Annotated in this window: 4 protein-coding genes; 1 reads left to right on the top strand and 3 read right to left on the bottom strand. The window is 69.5% G+C overall.

Translation table 11 applies throughout. From position 1 onward, the window contains the following. Positions 1-36: 36 nt before the first annotated feature. Positions 37-279: a DUF3297 family protein gene (locus tag D588_RS0105355; RefSeq protein ID WP_017915240.1), complete on the bottom strand. Its 243-nt coding sequence runs from the start codon at positions 277-279 to the stop codon at positions 37-39. Between the two features lie 149 nt (positions 280-428). Between D588_RS0105355 and D588_RS0105350 the strand changes: the two genes are divergently transcribed. Next, a complete protein-coding gene (locus D588_RS0105350) occupies positions 429-974 on the top strand; it encodes a hypothetical protein (protein WP_017907656.1) in 546 nt (181 codons plus the stop codon). A 19-nt stretch (positions 975-993) separates the two neighbouring features. Here D588_RS0105350 and D588_RS0105345 read toward each other — a convergent pair whose 3' ends face one another. Both D588_RS0105345 and D588_RS0105340 read right to left on the bottom strand, forming a co-directional pair. After that, complete coding sequence (locus D588_RS0105345) at positions 994-1,278, bottom strand: DUF4031 domain-containing protein (protein ID WP_017915239.1); 285 nt, start codon at positions 1,276-1,278, stop codon at positions 994-996. 8 nt (positions 1,279-1,286) lie between these two features. Further along, a complete protein-coding gene (locus D588_RS0105340) occupies positions 1,287-1,811 on the bottom strand; it encodes a hypothetical protein (RefSeq protein WP_026143409.1) in 525 nt (174 codons plus the stop codon). Between the last annotated feature and the right edge of the window lie 148 nt (positions 1,812-1,959).

The raw sequence follows: 1,959 nt of genomic DNA, 5'->3' as shown, positions 1-1,959 counted from the left end.
CATGCCGGCAGGCGCGGCGCCTGCCGGCGGTCGCGCCTACTTGGCGTCGAGCCAGAAGGCTTCGACCGTGCCCTTGACCTTCATGGTCATCGGGTTGCCGCGGCGGTCGCGCGCCTTGCCGACCTGGACGCGGATCCAGCCTTCGCTGATCGAGTAATCCTCGACGTTGTCGCGCTCCACGCCGTTGAAGCGGATGCCGACGCCGCGCGACAGCGTCTCGGCATCGTGGAAGGGGCTCTGCGGACTGACCGCCAGGCGGTCGGGGGGCGTGTCGGACATCGTGGTGGCTTCGCGTGGCGGCGGACAGCGCCGTCTTCCGGGCTGCGAAGGATAAACGCCTGCGGCGCCGTTGCCGAGTTCCGTGCGCTTCCGTCGCCGCGGCGGGCACGGCACACTTGCACCTTCCCTTCCATCCGCCGGCTCACGCCATGCCCGACAACAGCACCGATTACGACGATCCCGACGATCTGCACGACGAGCTCGACGACGATCCGGACACCCAGCAAGGGTTGATCTGGAACCTGTTGCTGCTGATCAATCCCGGCGACGAGGAAAGTGCGCTGCGTCAGTTCAACGCGTTCCGCGAAGCGCGCGCCGAGCACGAGGGCGAAGAGGACGACGGCTGGTTGTGGACGCTGAAGGATGCCATCGACTGGAGTGCCGGCTTCTACGTGGACTGGAAGGACACCGAGTCGCTGATCGGCGCGATCGACGAACTGGCGACGCGCTGGAACCTGCGCATCGATTGGGGCGGCGACGTGGACGACGAGGACTTCCTCGACAGCCATGACGTGCCGGCGCTGCTGAACGTGGCCTACGACCGCCTGCGCGAACACGGCTACACCCTCTGGTGCTGGGACACCGAGGGCGATGCGTACGCCGGGTGGATGGCGCTCAGCCGCGACGACGAGGACATGCGGCGCCTGGCGGCGCTGCTGGACATCGAACTGCGCCCGGGCAGCGATCCGTTCTAGGCGGACGTGGCGCCACCGTTCACGGCGCCTCGCCGCGCGCCTGCGCACGTGCATTGCGGATCAATGCTTTCAGCAGTTCGCGGTCGCTGTGTCGCGAGACCGGCACCGCGCCCAGACGGATCGCGTCGTCGCGAAGGGCGGCGGGCACGTCGTAGTGCGCGCCGCTGAGCTTGTTCTGGAAGGCGCGGCGGGGAATGCCCAGCCGCGCCGCCATGGCGTGCAGTTCGTCCAGCGTGTCGGCGAGCAGGTGGCCCCAGCGCTGGCCGCGCCAGGGATGCACCGCATCGTCGATGTAGACCGCCACGCGCCAGGTCAGGCCGGCTTGTGCGTGCCGTCGGCGTCGGTCGCCGCGCTGCCGTCGGCCTCCACCGGGTCGGTATCGCTCGTCTTCTTCTCGGCGTCAGCATCCGCATCCGCGTCGGTCTCGTCCTCGTCCGCATCCTCTGCCGCGCCATCGCCCGCGGCGAACTCGGCAACCAGCGCGTCCAGGTACTCGGTCGGGGTCTGGCCGGCCTCGGCCGCCAGCGCGTCGATCATCTGCTGCAGCTGCGTGGAGTAGTCCAGGGTGATGGTGTTGCCTTCCTGCTCCTGCAGGTTGGCCAGGTGCTTGAGCATCGCCAGCATCGGCACCGGATTGTCGGCATTGCCCATGGTCTGGCCGCCGACCGACAGCAGCCATTGACGACCCTGCAGGCCGATCGCGGCCAGCACGCGGCCGCTCTCGTTCTGCAGCACGGCGTGGTTGGCGATGGGCTGCTCGCGACCCAGGCGGGCGAAGGGACGCGGCGACTGCTGCTTCTTGCGCTTGTCGCGCTTGGCTTTGGATTGCTTGGACACGGCGGTCTCGTTGGCGAAGTGGCGGCCATTGTAAGCGCCGCGCCGTGTGCGGTCCCGCCGGGCCGGTGCGGCGCGGTCTTCGCCCGCGCGCGGTGACGCCGCGGTCAGCGCGTGTTGGTCGCTGCCGGGGTCCCGCCGGGGGCGGCGG

The sequence above is a fragment of the Xanthomonas sp. SHU 308 genome (genome assembly GCF_000364645.1).
GTDB lineage: Bacteria > Pseudomonadota > Gammaproteobacteria > Xanthomonadales > Xanthomonadaceae > Xanthomonas_A > Xanthomonas_A sontii.
This window is presented reverse-complemented; position numbering and strand designations above follow the sequence as displayed.